The organism is Pseudomonas sp. SMV71, assembly GCF_052042015.1.
Taxonomy (GTDB): Bacteria; Pseudomonadota; Gammaproteobacteria; order Pseudomonadales; family Pseudomonadaceae; genus Aquipseudomonas.
In genome coordinates this window covers 1-229 of sequence record NZ_JBKGGU010000081.1, presented here as the reverse complement: position 1 = coordinate 229, position 229 = coordinate 1, and the positions used below count along the sequence as shown (strand labels likewise).

Below are 229 nucleotides of genomic sequence, written 5' to 3'. Positions count from 1 at the left end.
CCCGGTCTGGGCCAAGGCCTTCACCTTCACCGGGATCCAGATCACCTGGATGCTGATCGGCTACGGTTTCGTCGCGGCGGTGCTGCCGGTGTGGCTGATCCTGGCGCCACGGGACTACCTGTCGACGTTCCTCAAGATCGGCACCATCGTCGCCCTGGCGATCGGCATCCTGATCACCATGCCCGAGCTGAAAATGCCGGCGCTGACCCAGTTCACCAACGGTATGGGC

At 63.8% G+C, this 229-nt stretch carries 1 protein-coding gene; it reads left to right on the top strand.

Features of this window, described 5'->3' with window-relative positions:
- The coding region (locus tag ACLEJQ_RS25875) for a carbon starvation CstA family protein (RefSeq protein WP_440799967.1) at nucleotides 1-229 on the top strand (229 nt) is incomplete at both ends.